Here is a 22,167-nt window from a genome sequence, read left to right on the forward strand (position 1 = left end):
CAAATAAGTAACGCGCGGCTTCCTTTTATTCACGAATTTGGCCGTTGCCATATATGAAATATTTAGTTGAGGTTAACGCGGGCAAGCCCATTGGCCCACGAGCATGTAGTTTTTGCGTACTAATGCCAATTTCTGCACCATAGCCAAATTCAAAGCCATCCGTGAAGCGGGTAGAGGCATTATGATAAACAGCGGCTGCATCGACATTATTTAAAAATGTTTCTGCGACCAATTGATCTTCTGTAATGATCGCTTCAGAATGATGTGTGCCAAAGCGATGAATATGCTCAATTGCTTCATAGACATTTTCCACCAATTTAACACTTATTGTTAAATCAAGATATTCCATCGCATAGTCTTCCTCCGTAGCTGGAAGAGCAGCCTCAAATAGCTGACATACTTGTTCATCACCGATGATGGTCACACCTGCGTCATGTAGTGCTGTTAACAGTTGCATACCATGAGACTTAAACCAAATAGGATGAATGAGTAAGCTTTCTGCTGCATTGCAAACAGAAGGGCGCTGCGTTTTAGCATTCAGGCAAATTTTTTCTGCTTTTATGTAATCCGCCATTTGATCCACGTAAATGTGACAGTTGCCCGCACCTGTTTCAAGTACAGGGACAGTTGCTTCCTTCACAACTAAATCAATAAGCGCTTTGCCGCCACGAGGAATTAATACATCTAAGTACTCTTTTAAATGAAATAATTCTTTCACCGTTTCACGACTTGTATCCTCAATTAATTGCACAGCCTCTATAGGAATAGATGTTTTAGCAAGTGCACGGTGGATACTTGCCACTAGGGCGGTATTTGAAAATTTAGCTGAGGAGCTGCCACGTAAAATGACGGCATTGCCTGTTTTCAGAGAGAGAGTCGCTGCATCTACTGTGACATTTGGGCGTGCCTCATAAATCATACCAATGACCCCAAGTGGTACAATCCGCTTTTCGATGTGTAAGCCATTCTCTTTATCAATCTGCTCAATAACTGTGCCTACTGGATCTTGTAGGGAGACAAGTAAATGAATGGCATCGGCCATTGCCATTATACGTTCTTCATTGAGCATCATTCGATCTAGTGTAGAAGCAGGCAAGCTCTGTTTCTCACCCAGTGCTAAATCTTTGGCATTTTCAGCCATAATAGTATGCTGGTCAATGATTAACTGTTCTGCAATTTTTGTTAGCGCCTCATTCTTTTCACAGGTCGTTTTAATATTTAATATGTAGCTGGCAGCCTTTGCCCGTTGTCCTTTTCCTTGAATTTCACTTGTCATTCGTCATTCCTCCCTCATTCGTTTGAATTTTCAGCCATTTATCTCTGTGTATCACCTCAATAGGGCATTTCGACAATGTATCCGTCCGTTTTCCCATTGCTACAGTTAACTCTAGGGAAGAGTACAGTACTTCGCCACGTCCTAATAAACCTTGTTCACTATAAACTTCTACAACATCCCCATTGTCAAAATCACCTTCTACACGATATACGCCAGCGGGTAATAAGCTTTTGCCATTGTCCATTAACGCCTTTTCGGCACCACTATCTATAAAAATTTTACCAGAAACTTCCGTAAGTGCAATCCACTGTTTATGATTTGTTAAAATCGCAAGTTCATCATGCTCGACATAGGTGCCATCCCCATGGCCTGCTAAAATAGCAAGTAGTTTATGTGCACCTTGACCTGTTCCGATAAATACTTTCACACCTGCACGTAGCGCTGTTCGGGCTGCCAATAGCTTAGATGCCATGCCACCCGTGCCAACCTTTGAACCTGTACCATCAGCAAAGCTTAACATGTCATCGGTAATAGCTGTTAACCGATCAATACGTTCCGCCTGCGGATTTTTAGCAGGATTGGCATTATATAAGCCATTGATGTCTGTTAAAATGATGAGCTGATCTGCATGGACAAGACCACTTACAAGTGCGGACAGCATATCATTATCCCCAAATGTCAATTCACTAATAGATACTGTATCGTTTTCATTAATAATTGGTAGCATGGAACGTTCTAATAATTCCTCGAAAGTAGCATAGGCATTTTTATAGCATTCTTTTTTAGAAAAATCTGTGCGTGTCAGTAAAATTTGAGCAGGCGTTATATCGTAAATGCTAAATAAGGCACTGTATGTTTGGATCAGTAAGCTCTGTCCAACAGCTGCCGCGGCCTGTTTTCCTTTTACCGTTACAGGACGAGCAGGGTAGCCAAGTTGTTTAAAACCAGCGGCTACTGCACCCGATGATACAAGCAAAACTTCATGACCCTGCCTCTTTAATTCGGCGATTGCCTGCACATGATCCATTAAACGAACTTTATCGATTTCGCCTTTTGCATTTGTTAAAGAGCTACTGCCAATCTTCACAACAATCCTTTTTCTCTCCATCACACTACCTCCAATTGTCTTATGTTCGTCATTGCTTTGTTAAATAGAGCAATGACGTTTCATCTTTGACACCAAAATTTTGCTGAATCAAGATAAAAAAAGCCTTTTCATCCTAAAAATTAGGACGAAAAGACTTGCCTTCCGTGGTACCACCTACATTGAACATCATGCGACATTCCACTTTTCTCATAACGCTAGAGACTGCGCCTAGTTTGGCCAGGACGTTTTACGAAGTAGGTTCATCAGTCTTCCTTGTACAATGCCTTACAGCCGATGGGCATTGCTCTCTTTTCAAGCAGTGGCTAACTACTAGTCTCCGTTCGTTTTCTCATCATGGAGTTGGTAACTATTGACTAAAGAATGCACTACTTCCTAAAGTCTGTCAAGCTGAATAGTGAAATTACTTGAAAGTTTTGATAAATTAAGAAGGAGAGATTCAAAAATGCTAAAGAGGCAACCTATTCGATTATTTAAACCACCAAATGGCAATGAACAGGGGAAGCATAGCTAAAACAATGACAAAAAAACTCCAAATAACTTGTTTACCTGTTGACATATTTCTTGGTTTAATACTCATTTGTTCATAAAGCTGGTTAATGGCACGTTGCTCTTTCGAATAAAGCATTGCTTGAAATTCTTCGTAATCTTGAATATAGCTGGAGGGGGGACGTGGACTAAAGCGTAAATTTCGAATGGAGTCCGTAATCTCTTGATCGCCCATCCAATAGGTGATCACTGGAGCGAGACCTGCGTTTTGTGCGGCCTTGACGTCAATGTCATGTGATTTCATTTTATAGTAAATCTGTCCATGCTCATCCTCATACTGCGTAACAATATCACTTACTGCCATTAACAATCACCTCTTATGGAAGTTATCTATTTTTTCATGAGTTTCTACTATTATAATGGATTAGGGGAGAAAAGTATCGCATGAACGAGCAGAATTTGTGAAATGAAAATTTGTGAAAAGTTTTTGATAAAGTCATAAACTTACAGCTAATGAGTACAACGTCATGTAGTATAATGTAAATAGTTTTTTAAAAGAAGTTGAAAGAAGGGAAAGTTTTGGAAATTTCAACGTTATTCGCGTTTTTAGGGGCTGCTATTATTTTAACCATTATGCCAGGGCCAGATAATTTATTTGTACTTGCCCAAAGCATTACACAAGATAAAAAGGCTGGTATTGCTACATCCCTTGGTCTATGTACAGGGCTCCTTGTCCATATTAGTGCAGCAGTACTTGGTATATCTGCGATTATTTATCAATCCACAATCATTTTTTCAATTGTCAAATTTGCTGGAGCAGCCTATCTATTATATTTAGCTTGGCAATCATTTCGAGCCAAGGGAGATCCATTTACCTTACAGCAGCAAAATACACAAGCTTATATTACATTATATAAAAAAGGAATTTTAATGAATATTTTAAATCCAAAAGTATCATTATTTTTCTTAGCGTTATTACCACAGTTTGTGAATCCCGCACAGGGACATGTTGCGTTTCAAATGCTTATTTTGGGTATAGTATTTTTAGTGCAAGCACTCGTATTATTTTCGTTATTTAGTATATTTGCAGGGAAAGTCAGAAAACTCATTATTGGTCAACCTGCAATTGCCAAGCGATTAAATATGATTCAAGGTATCCTCTTCACATTTATCGGGATACAAATTGCCATCAGCAAACAGTAGGAGGAATGGTCATGGCTATTTTACATATTACCTTTAGCTTAGCAACGCAGGGCTCCCTGAAGTTTGCAATTCGTCAGCATCATTTGCAGCGTAATGAAACGGTTTTAAGTGTCCATGATGATTTCTCAATTGGACCACTTCAACATTTAGAAGAACGTAAAACTTGGTTAAACACTCATATTTTTAAGGATAATGAAGATCAGCAATTGTATGATGATATGTATGAGAACTGGATGAAAAAAATCGCAAGTTTACCTTGTGATTTGGATGTATGGATTTGGTATAGTCAAAACACACACGAACAAATTGGCCTGCGCTGTGTGATGAGTGAGTTGATTCATAAATGTAGTATGGTTTATGGAATTGATACAACTGAGGGTTTGAAACGATTGCAGCCTAATATGAGTATTCGTCATACAGGGGAGCTTTCCTCCAATATGCTCATGAAGCTTCGTCCTGAGGCCAAACGATTTTCTGTCCAAGCATGCCAACAACTCGCGAAGGAATGGGAAGATATCAAAAAACAGCCAAGTACGTTGCGATTGTGGAAAAATGAGCTAGTGCATGTAGAGGAAGATGCGCTGGATGCACTCATTATGGCTAGTGCAAAAGAGTTGCAGATCCAGTACAAGGAAGAATGGCTGATGCCTACACATATTTTGGCTCAAACATTTGGGGCAATTGATCATTATGTCGGGGATGAATTTGTAGAGTATCGCTTAAGGACCCTCGTCGAGCAAGGATTGTTTGAGATTCAAGGTGATATAACGGACATCTTTTCATATCAGGTTAAAGTACGTTAGGATATGGAAAATAACAACACAACTAAATGAACGAGCAATAAAAAAGATCAGGAGCGCAAAGCCTGATCTTTTCTATTGCTTCAAATTCATGAAGCAGTTGTTCTATGCATAACAGGATATTTAAGTCTCTATCTAGTTATACGAAGTGCTTTCATGTTGATAGCACGTTACATATTCATCTTTCATTAACAAACTTTTACAAGCCAAACCATTTTCGTGATAAATCTCTTTATCCACATTTAATTCTATACTTCTATTTGAATTTGTATACTTAGACTCATGATTAACAATAGATAATTTAACCTCGTCTAGCCATTCCATTGAAAATTGACTTTTTGCAGCTGCATAATAGATGGTTTTGATTGTATGATTCTCGTTATTTGAAATTTCTACCCATACATTGACACCACTACTTGGACCTGCACCACCATAGGGTTCATAATAAGCGTTCGCTGTGTATTTTCCAGAAGGGGATGATACAGATTCGGGTCCTTTTTGTATCAGTTTTTTATCTATAGTTCTAAATGTAAAAAAGTATTGGATAGATATAAATAGGCCAAAAAACAGGACTAAACCCGCCACAAATGCTGTTAATGTTTTTTTAGGGAAATGATTCCGCTTAAAAAAGAAAATGATTAATTTGCTAACAAAAATGAAAAATAATAGCAATGTAAATAAAAATACAAAGAAGCCAATCGTGTTAAGGTATAAATGCAAATTATTACCTCCTTAGTATGATGAACAGGTTAATAGATTGTATAGTTGTAATTAGAAATTTAACATGTTTTTCTACAGTTATCGTTAAAAATCTTTATGTTCAAACCAAAAATCAAAATAAAGCGAGTAACATTGACACCGAGGTGATGTTGTTACTCGCTCTTTTTCTATTTTTTTTCATAAAAATCGAAGACAAACTGTTTAAATTGGCGTGCAGAGGGGGGGAGATAGCGATTGTCAATCCAAGCCATGCCGATAATTCGTTCACATACCATATCCTCAACATGGATTTTAACGATTTTCTTCGGATTTAAATCCTCATCATCTGGAAGTAAGGAAACGCCCAGCCCCGCACCTACAAAACCAGCAATGGTCGATACTTCGTCCCCTTCATAAGAAATTTTAGGCTTTATGCCAGCAGCATTTAACAATCGATCAGCAGAGCGGCGCAGTGCATAGCCCTTTTTCATGAGCACAAAGTTTTCATGCTCCAGCTCTTTCATTTTAATGCTTTTACGATGTGCAAGCGGATGATCAATCGGTACCATAATAAAAAGCTCATCTCGCCATAATTCCTTCCAACATACTGGCGGCTCTGTATCAATGGCTGCCAATAAGCAAAGGTCTAATTCACCAGCCAACAATTGTTTTAATTGTGAGTGAGAGTAGTTTTGCGTGAAATGAAAACGGATATGGGGGTGTTTCTGACGAAAAGCACGAATCAAGTCTGGTACGATACTCGTTCCAAGCGTATGTAAAAAACCGAGTGATACATCGCCGAGCTCTGGATTATTAAGCTCTTGTAATTCTAAAACTGCCTTTTCATATTCTTTGCGCATTCGCAGTACACGATATAAAAACAGTTCACCATATCGGTTAAGCATAATTGAGCGCCCTTGTCTGTCGAAAAGCGGTACACCTAATTCTTCTTCCAGCTTTGAAATAGAACGACTAAGTGCTGGTTGTGAAATCGCTAATGCTTCAGCAGCTCGTGTCATATGCTCTAACTTTGCCACGGTTACAAAATATTCTAATTGTTGCCACTCCATTTTTTCACCTCTTTTCTCGTTATTTTTAAGTTATCTGCATTATAACGGGAAACAGAGTGGAAGTATAGGTTGCAAATTATTTTTAAAAGGACGTTGTATTTTATTAGCAGAATGGAAAAGTTAAGTAGCAAAAGTGTGATAGCACAGCGGTTAAGTTGACATCATTCATGCATGGTACACATTGATTTGATAAAAACTATAAATTATACATTATGAATAAAGGGTGGTAAGATAGACACATAAAATACACAATTATAAATTTCCGTGAAGGGGATATCATAAAATGAAGTTAACTAAGCCACAACCTCTAACTATTGAGGGAGGCAAAAAAGCCGTACTATTACTGCATGGATTCACAGGTAGCACAAAAGATGTGAAAAAACTAGGAGAATTTTTATCTCAACGAGGTTATACCGTTCATGCACCAATTTATAGTGGGCATGGTGTAGAACCAGAAGCATTATTAGAAACAAAACCAGAGGACTGGTGGAACGATGTAGTGGAAGGATATAACTTCCTCCAAGAGAATGGCTATGAAGAAATCGCCGTTGTTGGGATTTCACTTGGTGGCGTCTTCTCATTAAAAGTAGCAGAGACGTTTCCAGTGAAAGCGTGTGTAGCGATGTGTGCACCAATTACACGTGATAATTCAAAAGGCTTATTTACACGTTTGTACCATTATGCTCGTTTATATAAACACTTTGAAAATAAATCAAAAGATCAAATCATTTCAGAATTACATGAATTACGCATTACACCAAAAGATTCTTTGGATGGCGTAACACGTTTAACAACTGAAACTCGTGAGGAATTATCAACGATCAAAGCACCTACACTTGTGTTACAAGGTTCACTAGATGATGACCTATACCAAGAAAGCGCACCTTTCATTTTAAATACAGTAGAAACAGACGACAAAGAAATCATTTGGTATGAAAATTCTGGTCACATTATTACATTAGATAAAGAACGTGATAAAGTGTATGAAGATGTTTATAAATTTTTAGATCATATTGAATGGTCAGTTGCAAACTAAGGAGGGGCTGTCAGCAGGCAGCTCTTTTTTTGTTCAATCAACTGAACTTTGTAGCATTCATCTAGATAAACGAAAAAACTATTGTAATTATAATAAATGCTTGATAACATGATGAAATTATAGTGAAAAATCATTCGATTAAAATAATTTGCTATGGTCTAAAACTTCTAAGGAGCACATCAATTATGCAACAAAAAATACCTTTTTCAACCTATGCAGTCATCGGAACAATGTTATTTGGACTGTATTTTGGAGCAGGGAACCTCATTTTTCCTATTCAAATGGGCCAATTTGCTGGAACTAATTTTTGGTTTGGGTTAATCGGATTTTTAGTTACTGCCATCGGGCTACCATTCCTCGGAATTTTAGCGATTGGTTTATCAGGTAGTAATGGTTTACGTGATTTAGCGAACCGTGTTCATCCTATATTTGGCATTGTTTTTTCATTGGCACTGTATTTAACAATCGGTCCGTTTTTTGCCATTCCACGTACAGCAACCGTACCATTTGTTGTAGGCTTTGAGCCATACATTCAACCACAACATGCAACGCTGCTACTAGCAGTATTTAGCTTTGTATTTTTTGCCGTTGTCTATTATTTCTCTTTAAATCCAGCAAAAATTATGGATTACATCGGTAAATATTTAACGCCTGCTTTTTTAGTCGTCTTATTTATTATAATTATCACAAGCATCATCAAACCAATGGGTGATTTCCAGCAGCCAGTCGGTGATTATTTGGATGCTGCTTTTATGACGGGCTTTAAAGAGGGCTATAATACGATGGATGCCCTAGCATCGCTGGCATTCGGGATTGTTGTTATCAATGCTATTAAAAGTGCAGGAATTACAGATCGCAAGGAAATAGCCAAGGCTACATGGACATCGGGTATTTTTGCGATGGCTTTAATGACACTTATTTACGGCTTAATTACGTATATGGGAGCTTCTAGTATTGATGCTGTTGGTACTTTTGACAATGGTGGTTTAATTTTTGCCGCAGTAGCAGATCACTATTTTGGCTCTTTTGGGGCCATTTTATTGGCGCTTATTATTGTCCTCGCTTGTTTAAAGACAAGTATAGGGTTAATTACGTCCTGTAGTGAATTTTTCCACGAAGTGTTTCCAAAAATCAGCTATAAATGGTTTGTGTTTTTACTTTGTCTTGTGTCCTTTACGATTGCAAACTTCGGCTTAAACAATATCATCCAATTTGCGATCCCTGTTTTAATGTTCTTATATCCACTAGCCATTGTATTAATTTTGCTTGCTCTTTGCTCATCCTTCTTTAAGAATAAGCAAACAGTTTATGCCATTGCGATGATTTTTACATTTTTCATCAGTTTAATTGATGGCTATAAAGCCTTGGTGGAAAGTGTGCCAGGAGCGAACTTAGGCGTTTTGGACGCAGTGGAGAAGCTGTATTCAACGATCCTTCCTTTTTATGACATCGGATTAGGTTGGATACTACCAGCTCTTGTAGGAGCAGTGATTGGGAGCTTGTTCCCGTCTAGAAAAGTCATATAAATGAATAACCACGCACAGACATAATTCACTGTGCGTGGTTTTTTTTATGGCTTAATAAGCTGTCCAGCCACCATCCACCGCAATCACTTGTCCATTCACAAAGCTTGCTTCGTCTGAACCAAGAAAAATAGCTAATTGTGCGATTTCTTCTGGTTGACCAGCACGAGGATTAATCGATAGTCCAAGTGATTGGCGTGCAGCACCCGCTTCACTCATACTAGTCATAGAAGAGGCGATATTAGTCATAACTGCTCCTGGTGCAATCCCATTACAACGAATATTTTTATCAGCATACATAAACGCTGTGTTTTTTGTTAAACCGACAACGGCATGCTTCGAAGCTGTATAGGCTGCCCCTGCGCGTGCCCCGTATAAGCCACCAGCAGAAATATTATTCACAAAGACACCATGCCCTTGCGCAAGGAAAATTTCTGTAGCCATACGCATAGAGCGCATAACGGCTGTAGTATTCACGGCGAATACTCGATCCCAACGTTCATCAGAAATTTCACCAACTGGCTCCATCCCATCCATAATGCCCGCATTGTTCACTAAAATATCTAATTGACCGTAGTTCGTGTTCGTTTCGTCAAATAAACGTTGTAAGTCTTCTGTTGATGCGACATTTGTTTGAATGGCAAATGCTGTACCCCCAGCTGCTTGAATACCGTCCACAACTGCTTGGGCACCCTCTAAATTTAAGTCTGAAACGACAACCTTAGCGCCCTCTTTTGCATATCCTTCAGCAATGGCTTTCCCCATGCCTGAAGCTGCACCTGTCACAATGGCTACTTTACCTTCTAATCTCATCTCAAAGACCTCCTCATGTATGTCGATAGTTATTGAACATCTGTTCATTAAAATCATATAATAAATATGAAAGCGATTTCAATATGCAAATTATCATGATGTGTTGAGTATTCAACACTTTTGGAAAAACTGTTGAATAAGGAGCTGAAAAAATTGCGTACAACCGATTTACGGATTATTAAAACGAAACAAGCCCTGCACAACGCCTTATTGACCTTGCTCAGTCAAAAGCCATTGGAGCAAATATCGATTGCAGAAATTTGTAGAGAGGCGAAGATTAATCGAGGAACATTCTATTTACATTACGAGCAAAAAGAGGGGCTCTTTGAAGAATACTTTCAGGAAATTATGGAGGATTTATATCAATCCTATGAAGAACCCTACCGTGCCGTCCCAACCTTGGACACCCATCAACTCGATCCAACAACCATTCGGATTTTTCATCATATTGAACGCTTTAAAATGTTTTATCGTATCGTATTTTCTAAAAATGTCCCGTTGACCTACTATTACATGCTATTTGACGGGATTTATTCACTGTTAAAGCGAGACATTACTACACACCATGAGCATCAAATAGCGGACCATATTTCGATCGACTATTATAGTGCCTATCAAGCGAACGCCATCATCGGACTCATCATCCAATGGTATCGCGGCGATTTTAGCGACAGTGTAACAGTTCTAAACCAGCAACTAGCTTCGATTTTAAAAAATGTTCGGAGTGAAGGGTAGAGAGACAAGTGTAGGATAGAACAAGAAAAGCGAAGGATAGCCTGCTGAAAGTGTAGGATAGGAAAGGAAAAGCGGTGGATAGAACGCTCGAAGTGAAGGATAGGGAGAGAAGCGAAGGATAGCCTGTTAAAAGTGGAGGATAGGAAAGGAAAAGCGGAGGATAGAATGCTAAAAATGAAGGATAGAGAGAGAAGTGTAGGATAAAACCGGAAAAGCAGAGGATACTCTGCTCAAAACGAAGGATAGCTTATCTCTTTCAAAGTGATAAAGCGATGGGCTACTAGCAACGTAGCCCATCGCTTATTTGAATTATGGAATTGGAGCAGGTTTCAGAGCGACAACGATTGTCACAAGGATGATGAGCTGTATAGCCCTTTTCACTTATCAATTGTAGAGCAGCTTCGATAATTCGTTGTGCAGTTCCTTTCGTGCAAGTAATTACTTACATGCTAACGAAGTATATTTTTATTTGCAACATAATGGAAGAGCATTGACAACTATATCGACTGCTGATATATTTTAATTGTATCGACTGACGATATATTGATGGGCGATATAAGGGGGGATTTAGATGACACAGGAACATCCGCCATTAACAGAGGGCGTTTATTATATTTTATTAGCATTATACGAGGCTAGGCATGGCTATGGCATTATGCAATTAGTGGAGGAAATGAGCAATGGGCGAGTGCGTTTAGGCGCAGGTACCATTTATGGTGCGATTAAAACATTGCTAGAACGAGGCTGGATAGAGGCGCTTGATGAAGATGGGCGAAAGAAAGAATATATCATTACCGCTACTGGAAAAACGGTCATTGAATATGAAATTTTAAGATTAAGGGAACTTTTTGACAATGGTATCCGTATAACGAAAGGAGTTGAATAATATGCATAAATATCGCTTGATGATTAATCCCTATGCAATAGAGAAGTGGGTTAATGACATGGCTTGTCAGGGCTGGCATTTAAAAAAATTCACATGGATTCGGTTTACGTTTGAACGAGGAGAACCAGGTCGCTATATTTATCGCCACGATGAATTGGAGCGATTTGGCAGTCACTATGAAGAGGACTACCTGGAATTTCTTCAATCCTCTGGCATTGAACAGGTTGATCGCTCTGGCAATTTTGTGTTTTTTAGAAAAGTAGCACAGGAAGGTCCATTTGAACTCTATACAGATAAAAAAACCAAAATTGGCAACTTGTCAAAAAAGATGACACTGTTATTTTCCCTTATTCTACTTAATTTGTTCATTGGTATCATCGGTTTAATGGGCGATTTTTCGGAGCAAACGACTGACTGGGTTGGTTTCACATTGAATACGTTGAATCTAGTTGTTGTCGTATTATTCTCTCTCCCACTCTATAAGCTTATGCGTGTACGTAATCGATTAAAGAGAGAATTAAATGTATTTTCAGATTAAAAAGCGAGCATTATTTTCCGGGAAATCAGAAAATAATGAAAATTTAAGCATGACTTCATAGTAGAGGTGAGATTAGATGAAAAAAAGGATGTATCGTTTTTTTATGGATTACGAAAAGGAAGAACGATGGGTCAATGATATGGCGGATCGGGGGTGGAATCTAAAAAAAACAGTGGCAGGTTACTTTGTATTTGAAAAAGGCACACCAGAACTATATATTTATCGAAATGAATTTGTGAATAGAAAATCAAAGGATTATTTTGAGTTTCTAGACGCGATGAATATTGAGTGTGTGTCCAAATTTGGTGGATGGGCCTATTATCGAAAACTAAAATCAGAGGGACCCTTTGAAATATTTACAGATACCACTTCCAAATTTAACTATATAAAATCAATGAATCGCTTTTTTATACTCGTGTTACTGTTAAATTTAATGACTGGTATTTATAATATAGCGCTAGGTTTATGGGAATCTGCTGCAGGACTAGTGAATACTAGTGTAGGATGCATGAGCTTGATCGTAGCCTTACTGCTGGTCATTCCTATTGTGAAAAATGAAAACCGCAAAAAGGGCTTAAAACAAGACTTACATATATTTGAAGGATAAGGAGGATGACAACATGACATTACAGTTACAGCGTGTTACAAAGAAGTACAAGGATTTTACAGCTGTGGATGATTTGAATTTTACCATTGAAAAAGGTGAAATTTTTGGTCTGATTGGACAAAACGGTGCAGGGAAGACAACGACATTCCGAATGATTTTAGATTTACAGGAAACGACGGCGGGTACAATTACTTGGAGTGGTCAGCCAGTCAATGCCATTAACCGAGATATCCTTGGCTATTTACCCGAGGAGCGGGGTATTTTCCCAACGATGAAGGTAGAGGAGCAGTTGTACTTTTTTGGTGAGCTACGTGGTATGAAAAAAGCAGCGCTAAAAAAAGAAATAGATTTTTGGATTCAACGCTTTGAACTGGAAGAAAAACGTAAAGATAAGGCAGAAACATTATCAAAGGGGAACCAGCAAAAGGTTCAGCTCATTGCAAGCTTTATCCATAAACCAGCGTTTTTAATTTTAGATGAACCATTTAGTGGACTAGATCCCGTTAATAAAGATTTACTGAAGGATGCGATTTTACTATTAAAAGAGCAGGGTACAACCATTTTATTCTCCAGTCACCAAATGGATAATGTGGAGGAGCTTTGTGATCATTTGTGCTTATTAAAACGAGGTGTCTCTTTATTTTCTGGAAGCTTACTAGATTTAAAGAAACAATATGGTAAAACAAAGCTTGCAGTTCGTACGGATTGGTCAACGACACAGCTATTGGCACTAGAAGGCGTCAAGGATGTGCGTGTAGAGAAGGAGCAAACGGTTCTTACATTAGCAGACGAAAGCTTTGCCCAAAGTATTTTTGAGCAGCTGTCCAATGGGAAATATATTGAAAAATTCAGCTTGGATTATTTATCGTTAGATGAAATCTTTAAAGACAAGGTAGGTGGCCATGTTGTCGAAGTTTAGTTTACTAATGAAGCAATTATATAAATCTAAAATCAAGTCCAAATCGTTTATCTTAATGACCTGTTTATATGTCCTTGTCATGTCTGTAGCTGTATTCTGGTCAGAAATTAAAGAGCTATTTACGGGTGATGATGAAGCACAGCAAATCGCCATTATTAATGAAACTTCTGCAGATTTAAGTGGAATCTTTGTCTCCAATGGGGATATGGCCTTTATTCAGGATGAACAGGATGTTTCAAAACTTGAAAAAAAAGTAAAGGATGGCAAGCTTGATGCGATTGTGACGATTAACGATCAAGATGGTCAGCTACAAGCAGAAATAGCGACGTTCACACCATTGAAATTGAACGATCAATCCACATTGTCATCCTTATTGCAGTATGCTGGTCAGCATTATGCCGTACAGCAATTATCGTTATCACCTGAGCAAGCAGCACAAATTATGGCAGCTCAAACAACGATTTCAACGAAAAACTTAAATGAGGAATCAGCAGGTGGGAAAAGTGAGGAAGAAAAGCAATCAGGGTTAGTTGTTTCCTATGCTGTCGGCATTTTAATCTATTTCTTCATTTCTACATTCCTATCGATGATTACGACTGAAATTGCCTCTGAAAAAGGCTCACGAGCAATGGAAATGCTCCTAGTAAGTGTCAAACCAGCGACACATTTTAAAGCGAAAATTGCTGGTGTATTATTGCTGGCTTTAACACAGATGGGTATTATTGCAGCAGTTTTCCTCATCTATGCGAAATTTATTAAAGGTGGCATGGTATGGGATGCGGCTGCTAGCATTATCAAGGAGTTATCTATTGGCTATGTAATCTATGCTATCGTATTCCTGTTGTTAACGGTCATTCTGTATTTAATCATTGGTGCATTATTTGGTTCATTGGTATCAAAGGTAGAAGAAGCGGGTCAAGTTTTAATGCCAGCGATGATTATTACGATCATTGGCTTCTATGTCATGCTTACAGGCATGGGGAATCCGGATACATTAATCATTAAAATTTTTTCTTATATCCCGTTAACTTCTGGTATGATCATGCCAATGCGAATTGGTGCTACAGATATCGGAGGTATTGTTCCACTATTATCCTTAGGTATTTTAATCGCAACGATTGTTGTCGTGTACCTATTTAGTTTATCGTTCTATAAACGCAGTGTATTGACATATAGCTCTGGTGGTGTCATTCAAAAAATTAAAACGGTATTAAAGGTAACAACATAACACAAGACCAAAAGCAGCTACATGGATGATGTAGCTGTTTTTTTGGTCATTAGATGCCATTGCTAGCAAACAATGCAAAGGAATTTACGGAATCAGTCGAATTTTGTATAGAAAGAAGCTATAATTTAAAAAAGGGGTGAGACTATGTTAACTAAATCAGAGGTGGACGCGCTTCTTGCCCTAAAGCCAAAGTGTCGTTTAACAACACCTGAGGAAAAAGCTCAGTTCTTTCAAAAACTTCAACAGCGATGTCCCATCAATAAAGAAATGGAAGACATTCTCCTTCATCGTGCCCAGATAGAGGTTTTTATTCATAATGCTCACCCTAACCAATATAGCTTACAATATGGGCTTCACCAGAATGACTATAATGTAACAAACTCGTATTTTTTCATACTGTAGGAAATGAAACTTTTTTACATGGTAATCGTAAGTAATTTAGTAGAGATAAATTGCAGGGGGTAAAACGTATGTCTGAATTCAACAATGATCTTTTAAAATCCAAGGACCCATTCGCTTCAGAAAATCCTTTATTACAGCCAAATCCACTAGTTCAACAGGCATCTGAGCAAAAGCCGGTACTTGTGTCAGAGCAGGAGTTATCGCAAATTGCACAAAATCAGCTGGTGTTAAAGCAAGATCCTGAGGTTCATGCACTGGCACAAAAAATTGATGTGAAAGATCAAATTGCTATGCTTGAGCTTGGTAAAGAAACAGCAAGTGGCATTTCTACCTTTTCAGATAAAATGCTCGCAACGATGAAAGCCAGTAAGCTGGAAGAGTCGAGTGTGCTATTAAATAATCTTAATAAAATTATGGATAAGTTCGATCCACAAGATTTTGCGGAAGAGAAAAAGGGCGGTTTCATCTCCAAGCTCTTTAATAAAGGGAAAGAGCAATTGGAAAGGTTCTTATCTAAATATGACAGCATGAACAAAGAAGTAGATGTTATTTATCGTGAAATTCAAAAGTATGAAGGTGAAATGAAGCGTAATACCATCGACCTTGAAAATCTGTATGACCAAAATTTAAACTACTTCCAGTCATTAAGTAAATTTGTTGCAGCGATTGAAGTAAAAACAGAAGAGGTTCGCGCATCATTACCTGCACTTGAGCAAAAGGCACAAACAGGTGATCAACTGGCAGCAATGGAATATGAAACAATGCTACGCGCTGTAGAATTATTAGAGCAACGTCGCTATGATTTAGAAATGGCACAGCAAGTATCATTCCAATCAGCACCTCAAATTCGCTTAATGCAGCAGGGGAATAACCATTTAATTGGTAAGATTAACTCTGCCTTTGTAACGACGATTCCCATTTTTAAACAAGGGTTAATTCATGCAGTCACATTGAAACGCCAAAAGCTAATTTCCGATTCGATGGTTGAACTGGACCGTCGTACAAACGAAATGCTTGTTCGCAATGCTGAAAATATTAGTAAAAACAGTGTGAATATTGCACGTCAAGCTGGTAGCCCGAGCATTAAAATCGAAACGATTGAAACAACATGGCAAACGATTATGGCTGGTATTCAAGAAACGAAGCAAATACAAGCAGAAACAGCTAGAAACCGTGAAGAAGGTCGTAAACGAATTGAACGTTTGCAATTGGAATATGAAAAACTGAAAAAAATGTAAGTCTAAAGCTTCCTGCAATCATTTTGCAGGAAGCTTTTTCTATGCCATGTATGACGTGACTCTGTCTCAAATGGAAGTATTACGCCAAGTGAAAATTGTTTTTTGACAAAAAGCAAAATACTGATTATGATAAAATTAAATGAGAATGATTATCAAATGAAAAAGGAAGCGGATAAATGTTACTTCAAGCAATAGGATTACATGAATTGATTCGTGGAGGAGTGAAAAACGAATGCCAAATAAACTAAAGCCCTCTACATTGTCGTATGAGCCTTTTAAAGATGGCACGATTGCTCTCTATACGACAGATAGCTTAATGATCGTTCCGCAAAGCCGCTATTTAGAATTGTTGCATATGGAAGAACTGTACAATACTATGCATACAGATTTAGATAACAAGCAAACAAGTTTAGAACGAGAACGAAAAATGCTAAAAAAACAAAATGCTCAGCTTACAGAGGATTTGCAAAAGGTCAAGCAGCAAAATATGGTGCTACAGAAAAAGGTAACCGAATACAATTGTGTGATAGAGGAGATGAAGGTGCTCCGCCAACAAAATACGGAGCTACTGATTGAATTAAGTAAATATACAGCTATGTCTAGAGAGTCACTGACGGGTCCTTTGAAGTCGATGATTCGAGATATGCGTGAACAAGGGGTTGGAATTAAAGAAATCCATATTCGCATCAAACGCCAGATCAATCCAGATATTAGCTATAGCACCGTGCGAAGATACATTTCCGAGCTAGAATCTGAGCCAAAAGGCTAACAGCTATTGTCAGGCACTTGAAATTTGGCATTTACAGTTGCCGCACAAAGTCCTATAATGGGTCTATTCTTTAACTAGTTTAAGAGTATGTGAAGTCGTTCATCGATTTCAATAAGAGTAGGAGCGTTATTGGCCATGTCAAATGAGAAAAAAGGGGTTTTGGCTGCTATTTTAGCCTATGCCTTTTGGGGAGCATTCCCTTTATATTGGAAACTACTTGAACATGTACCAAGTATGGAAATTTTATTATCCCGTGTCATTTGGTCTTTTGTCTTTACAGTACTGGCTGTCATCGTCTTTCGAATGCGGAAGGATCTTGTTGCAGATTTAAAATATTTATGGTCTCATCAAAAGCATTTTTGGCAGCTTGCGGGTGCATCCTTTGTTATTTCAATGAACTGGTATTTGTATATTTGGGCAGTCACACATAACCATTTAATTGAAACGAGCTTAGGCTATTATATTAATCCGCTCTTGTCTGTTATTTTTGGGGTGATTTTCTTTAAAGAATCGCTAAGTCGTGCACAATGGGTAGCGACGGGAATTGCTTTTATTGCGGTAATTATTTTAACGATTAATTATGGCTCTGTGCCATGGGTAGCATTGTTGATCGCGCTATCTTTCGCTATTTACGGTGTACTGAAAAAGAAAATTACACTGGACCCTACAAGGGGATTAGCGATTGAAACATTATTGATTTTACCGTTTGCATTAGGCTATTACATTTATCTGTTTACAACCCATCAAGCCTCATTTTTACATGTCGATGTCAAAACAGACATTTTGATGATCTTCAGTGGGTTAGTCACAGCTGTGCCGCTTATTTTATTTGCGAAGGGCGCACAAAATATTCCTTTATATTTACTAGGCTTTATTCAATATGTGGCGCCAACCATTGTCTTGATTTTAGGCATCGTGCTATACAAAGAGCCGTTTAGTCAAGTAGAGTTCCTCGCATTCAGCATTATTTGGGCGGCTTTACTACTATTCTCAGGGTCTAAAATCATAGAAACAAGGAAGGCCCATCATAAATCCGTTTCGTAAAAGACTTGTAGAGTTTCTACAGGTCTTTTTTGTGATGGAATTATGACGTCCACGATAACAATAATGGAGAAGTAGAAAAAGAGGTGTTTTAAATTGGAGGAACTTTTCCTTTTCAACCTTTACTTCCATGCTAGCATATAGTAAAATGTCAATAATTAGATAACAATGATAATTTAATGCGAGGTGCATGTTTGTGAGTGCGGTAGGTTCTAACTAGGTAAAAATTGAATGAAATAAAGGCTATGACGACAGGGGATATATGTCATGAACACACCCCTTAATTTGTCATGGATTTATTTCAAAAACCTATGTAGATACCTACAATACTTTATGAAGCGTGGCACACATGCTTGGAACTTCAATTAGATGAGGTTTTATTTGTGATGCTAAAAAACTCGCCTTTTAAAGATGAAGCTGTGGGGAATCCTCACAGCTTTTTTATGTTGCTGTACCCATATGCTTTTGTGCCGAAAGTGAAGCGTCCATTACTTAGAGACGCAATTGCTATGTTTAAAAAACCATCATTGCTATCTAATATTGGGTAGGTATCTTCATGTATGATAAAACATTACAATGAGGAGCATAAACAAATGAATAGTATGACTCTTGATAAATTACAATATGATGAATTAAAAGATATCGTTAAATCCTACTGTGTTAGCGGATTAGGAAAACAACTTTTAGATAAATTAATGCCCAGCTCAAGCTTAAAGGTAGTCAAAACGCGCTTGAATGAAACAACAGAGGCTCGTGCGATTTTAGATGCAGAGGGTCATGTACCCTTTTTAGGGGTATCGAATATAGAGCATTTGATGACGAAGCTTGAAAAGGGCATGATTTTAGATCCAAGTGAGCTAGTCAGTATGTCAGACTTTTTACGAGGCTGTCGTAACATCAAAAAATTCATGCTGGATAAGGAATTTTTTGCACCAGTTCTTTCATCTTATGCCCATTCCATGGCTGAATTTAAAAGCGTTGAAGAAGAAATTAATTTTGCAATCAAAGCCAATCGTGTGGATTCGGCTGCTAGTCGCGAATTAAAGCGTATTCGCCATCATATGGAGACGACAGAGGAAAAAATGAAAGAACGCTTAACGAAATTTTTGAATAACAGTGCCAATAAAACATACATTCAGGAGTTTTTTATTAGTCAAAAAGATGATCGTTATACGATTCCGATAAAGGCTTCTTATAAAAACCATGTACAGGGGACAGTAGTGGAAATTTCCTCAAAAGGGGCAACCGTTTTTATGGAGCCGAGTGTAGTGGCTAAATTAAATGTAGAATTGGCGACCTTAAAAGCCGAGGAAGCGGTAGAGGAGTATCAAATTTTAGCAACTTTATCTGGGCTTTTAATGGAACATCTACAAGCCATCCATATTAACATGGAGTTAATTAGCCAGTATGATATGGTCTTTGCCAAGGCAAAGTTCAGTAGACAAATTGGTGGTATGGAGCCACGTATTAATGATTATGGCTTTATCCAATTAATCAATGGCAAGCATCCTTTACTACCAGGAAATGCAGTACCTCTACAGTTTTCTATCGCGAGGGACTACCGTAGCTTAATTATCACAGGACCAAATGCTGGAGGGAAAACGGTCGTGTTGAAAACAATTGGTCTCTTAACATTAGCTACGATGTCAGGCTTTCATATCGTGGCGGATAAAGGAACTGAAATGGCGATATTTGATCATATCTTTGTTGATATTGGCGACAATCAAAGTATAGAAAATGCCTTAAGTACGTTTTCGTCCCATATGAAAAATCTGTCCGACATTATGAGCGCAGCAAATAATCATACACTTTTACTGTTCGATGAAATAGGCAGTGGAACAGAACCAAATGAAGGAGCTGCACTGGCAATTGCAATGCTAGAGGAATTTTACCAGATGGGCTGTATCACCGTAGCGACAACACATTATGGCGAAATTAAACGATTTTCAGAGATGCATCCTGATTTTATGAATGCGGCAATGCGCTTTAATAGTGAAACACTAGAGCCTTTGTATCAATTACTAATTGGCACGTCTGGAGAGAGTAATGCCCTATGGATTTCTAAAAAAATGAATGTCCGTGAAACGGTTTTACAAAGGGCAAAGGATTATTTGAATAATAAGGATTATCAGCTAATGCTTGTTCAAGACAGCAAAATTCGTAAGCCACAAGCAGAGAAAACGAGCATGGGGGCGACGTATGCCTTTGCCAAAGGCGACCGTGTAAAATTATTGGATTATGATGATGTAGGCATTGTCTACGAAGAAATGAATCCATACAATAATGTCAGCGTATTCTATAAGAGGCAAATGCTAGAGGTGCATGTCAAACGACTTACCTTGGAATTACCAGCAGAGGAGCTATATCCTGAGGGGTATGATCTCGAGACATTATTTGTAGACTATCATGAACGCAAGCTTCAGCATGATATCCAACGAGGCTCCAAAAAGGCGTTGCGTAAAATCCATAAACAAATGAAGAACGATCGTCAGTAGTAAAAATAAGGGATTGCACGAGGCTGTGCAATCCCTTTATTTTAGGATATGGAATCAATTTGTGCCTTAATCGTCCGATAGACTTCCTCAATTTTGTGTTTATAGGGTAAATCAACTAATTCCAGTGAATCCGTGTAGGCCATTTTCGCAATGTCATAGGCTGTTGTCAGCTCCCCAAAATGGGCATAGCAAAGGGCTTTATAGGAAAAGCACTCATTTAAAGCTAGGATGTCATACGGATGGCTAATAAAGATCGGTTTTTTTGTAAAGTGTTCAAATGCGGCCTTCGCTTCCTCATAATGACCAAGTAAATAGCAGGACTTTCCTTTTTCAGCATAATAATAGTTTGCATCCAAAATTTCAAAATCTTCATGTATGAGCTCATTAAAACGCTCTATTTCTATCAGAGCCTGCTCATAATTAAGTTTGTAATTATTATAATAATGTGCTCGTAAAATAAAAATTAAAGCATCTACTTGAACACGTTCGGCAAATGCCCGATACTGTTCCAACTTCATAAACATATGCTCCGCTTGTTCAAAGTCATGGTCAATCATGGCACAATACGCACCAATACGATACATATCATCAATTTTATAGAACAGTTGGTTTTTATGTGCGTTGGCAATTGTCTCGTTTATTAACTTTTTCCCTTCCTCATGCTCCCCAATGGCAAGCTGTAAAACGCTTGAATAATAAGTCATTAACAGGGCATCCCGTGAATCAAGCTGATAGTCCTCTTGTTCAATGATTTCTTTTGCCTGTAAAATACAGCTATAAGCCAATTTATATTGACGTTTTTCAGCGAAAATGGTCATTTGTAGAACGAAGGTTTTAAACCAATGGCTCAGTAAATTAATTTCTTTAAAGATGATACGTGCTTGTTGAAGTGGGGATTCCCATGTCGTTAATCCCGCTTCATACTGTGCATCAGCGTAAATATACAATAAACGGCCTGCTTCATAACTAAGCAGAAGCCCCTCTATAGACGGCCTAATCAAATCTACAATTTTTTGATGATGGTCTGCATCACCACGTTTTACTTCTGCAAATAAAATTTCAACCTGCTCTAAAAGCTGGCGAATGGAGGATGAGGTTACTTCTTCCAGTAACTCACTAGCCTTTACACCTAAACGCTCAGCAATATAGTCAAGGCTTTCCATTGAAGGCTTGGCCTTATCATTTTCTATTTGACTTAGCATTCCTTTTGTTAGACGGTCACCAGCAAGTGCTTCTAATGTTAATTTTTGTTCTTTCCTTAATTTGCGAATGCGTGTGCCTAAAGAGTCCATTGC

22 protein-coding genes are annotated in these 22,167 nt (G+C 38.1%); 15 read left to right on the forward strand and 7 right to left on the reverse strand.

Annotated features, from left to right (window positions below):
• Positions 1 to 25: 25 nt before the first annotated feature.
• The 3 genes from NST76_RS08445 to NST76_RS08455 all read right to left on the reverse strand — a co-directional run bounded on the left by NST76_RS08445 (position 26) and on the right by NST76_RS08455 (position 3,234).
• A complete protein-coding gene (locus NST76_RS08445) occupies positions 26 to 1,276 on the reverse strand; it encodes a glutamate-5-semialdehyde dehydrogenase (RefSeq protein ID WP_101966826.1) in 1,251 nt (416 codons plus the stop codon).
• Entirely contained in the window at positions 1,266 to 2,384 is a 1,119-nt protein-coding gene (gene proB, locus NST76_RS08450) for a glutamate 5-kinase (protein WP_340833954.1), read from the reverse strand. Before proB ends, NST76_RS08445 begins: the two co-directional genes overlap by 11 nt.
• Positions 2,385 to 2,850: 466 nt before the next feature.
• A complete protein-coding gene (locus tag NST76_RS08455; RefSeq protein WP_036126554.1) occupies positions 2,851 to 3,234 on the reverse strand; it encodes a hypothetical protein in 384 nt (127 codons plus the stop codon).
• Between the two features lie 215 nt (positions 3,235 to 3,449).
• Between NST76_RS08455 and NST76_RS08460 the strand changes: the two genes are divergently transcribed.
• Together NST76_RS08460 and NST76_RS08465 are read left to right on the forward strand one after the other, a co-directional pair.
• Positions 3,450 to 4,073, forward strand: coding sequence for a LysE family translocator (locus NST76_RS08460; RefSeq protein WP_249646018.1), 624 nt, complete (start codon positions 3,450 to 3,452; stop codon positions 4,071 to 4,073).
• Positions 4,074 to 4,084: 11 nt separating this feature from the next.
• Complete coding sequence (locus tag NST76_RS08465; RefSeq protein WP_058844708.1) at positions 4,085 to 4,876, forward strand: DUF1835 domain-containing protein; 792 nt, start codon at positions 4,085 to 4,087, stop codon at positions 4,874 to 4,876.
• A gap of 132 nt (positions 4,877 to 5,008) precedes the next feature.
• Here the strand turns inward: NST76_RS08465 and NST76_RS08470 are convergent, their stop codons facing one another.
• Together NST76_RS08470 and NST76_RS08475 are read right to left on the reverse strand one after the other, a co-directional pair.
• Positions 5,009 to 5,593, reverse strand: a complete 585-nt coding sequence (locus NST76_RS08470) for a DUF5412 family protein (RefSeq protein ID WP_342544970.1) — start codon at positions 5,591 to 5,593, stop codon at positions 5,009 to 5,011.
• Between the two features lie 167 nt (positions 5,594 to 5,760).
• Positions 5,761 to 6,642 carry a LysR family transcriptional regulator gene (locus NST76_RS08475; protein WP_089932495.1) on the reverse strand — a complete coding sequence of 294 codons (882 nt, stop codon included), beginning with the start codon at positions 6,640 to 6,642 and terminating at the stop codon, positions 5,761 to 5,763.
• Positions 6,643 to 6,925: 283 nt separating this feature from the next.
• Here NST76_RS08475 and NST76_RS08480 point away from each other — a divergent pair, with 283 nt between their 5' ends.
• Both NST76_RS08480 and brnQ read left to right on the forward strand, forming a co-directional pair.
• Positions 6,926 to 7,678: an alpha/beta fold hydrolase gene (locus NST76_RS08480; RefSeq protein ID WP_036129148.1), complete on the forward strand. Its 753-nt coding sequence runs from the start codon at positions 6,926 to 6,928 to the stop codon at positions 7,676 to 7,678.
• 185 nt (positions 7,679 to 7,863) lie between these two features.
• Complete coding sequence (brnQ, locus tag NST76_RS08485; RefSeq protein WP_058844710.1) at positions 7,864 to 9,204, forward strand: branched-chain amino acid transport system II carrier protein; 1,341 nt, start codon at positions 7,864 to 7,866, stop codon at positions 9,202 to 9,204.
• Between the two features lie 51 nt (positions 9,205 to 9,255).
• Here brnQ and NST76_RS08490 read toward each other — a convergent pair whose 3' ends face one another.
• Positions 9,256 to 10,014, reverse strand: coding sequence for an SDR family oxidoreductase (locus tag NST76_RS08490; RefSeq protein WP_058844711.1), 759 nt, complete (start codon positions 10,012 to 10,014; stop codon positions 9,256 to 9,258).
• A gap of 153 nt (positions 10,015 to 10,167) precedes the next feature.
• Here NST76_RS08490 and NST76_RS08495 point away from each other — a divergent pair, with 153 nt between their 5' ends.
• The 11 genes from NST76_RS08495 to NST76_RS08545 all read left to right on the forward strand — a co-directional run bounded on the left by NST76_RS08495 (position 10,168) and on the right by NST76_RS08545 (position 20,872).
• A complete protein-coding gene (locus tag NST76_RS08495) occupies positions 10,168 to 10,749 on the forward strand; it encodes a TetR/AcrR family transcriptional regulator (protein WP_036129161.1) in 582 nt (193 codons plus the stop codon).
• 571 nt (positions 10,750 to 11,320) lie between these two features.
• Positions 11,321 to 11,635, forward strand: coding sequence for a helix-turn-helix transcriptional regulator (locus tag NST76_RS08500; RefSeq protein WP_036129164.1), 315 nt, complete (start codon positions 11,321 to 11,323; stop codon positions 11,633 to 11,635).
• Position 11,636: 1 nt separating this feature from the next.
• Positions 11,637 to 12,173, forward strand: coding sequence for a DUF2812 domain-containing protein (locus tag NST76_RS08505; RefSeq protein ID WP_058844712.1), 537 nt, complete (start codon positions 11,637 to 11,639; stop codon positions 12,171 to 12,173).
• Between the two features lie 76 nt (positions 12,174 to 12,249).
• Positions 12,250 to 12,780, forward strand: a complete 531-nt coding sequence (locus NST76_RS08510; RefSeq protein WP_036129170.1) for a DUF2812 domain-containing protein — start codon at positions 12,250 to 12,252, stop codon at positions 12,778 to 12,780.
• A 13-nt stretch (positions 12,781 to 12,793) separates the two neighbouring features.
• Positions 12,794 to 13,699, forward strand: coding sequence for an ABC transporter ATP-binding protein (locus NST76_RS08515; RefSeq protein WP_141903045.1), 906 nt, complete (start codon positions 12,794 to 12,796; stop codon positions 13,697 to 13,699).
• The gene (locus tag NST76_RS08520) at positions 13,683 to 14,927 is read left to right on the forward strand and encodes an ABC transporter permease (RefSeq protein WP_080717166.1); all 1,245 of its coding nucleotides are present in this window, start codon (positions 13,683 to 13,685) and stop codon (positions 14,925 to 14,927) included. Before NST76_RS08515 ends, NST76_RS08520 begins: the two co-directional genes overlap by 17 nt.
• 144 nt (positions 14,928 to 15,071) lie before the next feature.
• Positions 15,072 to 15,329, forward strand: coding sequence for a hypothetical protein (locus NST76_RS08525; protein WP_058844714.1), 258 nt, complete (start codon positions 15,072 to 15,074; stop codon positions 15,327 to 15,329).
• Positions 15,330 to 15,397: 68 nt separating this feature from the next.
• Positions 15,398 to 16,567, forward strand: coding sequence for a toxic anion resistance protein (locus NST76_RS08530; protein WP_058844715.1), 1,170 nt, complete (start codon positions 15,398 to 15,400; stop codon positions 16,565 to 16,567).
• Between the two features lie 232 nt (positions 16,568 to 16,799).
• Positions 16,800 to 17,336, forward strand: a complete 537-nt coding sequence (locus tag NST76_RS08535) for a hypothetical protein (RefSeq protein ID WP_036129188.1) — start codon at positions 16,800 to 16,802, stop codon at positions 17,334 to 17,336.
• A 135-nt stretch (positions 17,337 to 17,471) separates the two neighbouring features.
• The gene (rarD, locus tag NST76_RS08540) at positions 17,472 to 18,380 is read left to right on the forward strand and encodes an EamA family transporter RarD (RefSeq protein WP_058844716.1); all 909 of its coding nucleotides are present in this window, start codon (positions 17,472 to 17,474) and stop codon (positions 18,378 to 18,380) included.
• A 590-nt stretch (positions 18,381 to 18,970) separates the two neighbouring features.
• Positions 18,971 to 20,872: an endonuclease MutS2 gene (locus NST76_RS08545; protein WP_342544973.1), complete on the forward strand. Its 1,902-nt coding sequence runs from the start codon at positions 18,971 to 18,973 to the stop codon at positions 20,870 to 20,872.
• A 41-nt stretch (positions 20,873 to 20,913) separates the two neighbouring features.
• Here NST76_RS08545 and NST76_RS08550 read toward each other — a convergent pair whose 3' ends face one another.
• On the reverse strand, positions 20,914 to 22,164 hold the full coding sequence (locus NST76_RS08550; RefSeq protein ID WP_342544975.1) for a helix-turn-helix transcriptional regulator: 1,251 nt from the start codon (positions 22,162 to 22,164) through the stop codon (positions 20,914 to 20,916).
• Between the last annotated feature and the right edge of the window lie 3 nt (positions 22,165 to 22,167).

This window comes from Lysinibacillus sp. FSL W7-1291, from assembly GCF_038593415.1.
Lineage (GTDB): Bacteria > Bacillota > Bacilli > Bacillales_A > Planococcaceae > Lysinibacillus > Lysinibacillus fusiformis_D.